1 pseudogene is annotated in these 207 nt (G+C 74.9%); it reads right to left on the reverse strand.

The features are described 5' to 3' along the window. Positions 1 to 207, reverse strand: a pseudogene (locus tag D452_RS28900) (type II secretion system F family protein); the annotation flags it as partial.

Below are 207 nucleotides of genomic sequence, written 5' to 3' on the forward strand. Positions count from 1 at the left end.
CGGCCAGCAGGAGTTCGGCGGCCATGGGCACGATGCCGATCAGGACGAAGGCGGGCAGGAAGCACAGACCCAGTGGGGCCACGACGAGGACCCCCAGTCTCTCGACGCGGCCGGTGGCCTCGGCTCTGGACCGTCGCCGCAGGTCCCGCACGTGCCGGTCGAGCAGCTCGGCCACGGGCGCGCCGGTCACGGCGGGCCCAGCCAGGG

Source organism: Nocardiopsis prasina DSM 43845 (assembly GCF_000341265.1).
In the GTDB taxonomy this organism is placed as follows: Bacteria; Actinomycetota; Actinomycetes; order Streptosporangiales; family Streptosporangiaceae; genus Nocardiopsis; species Nocardiopsis prasina.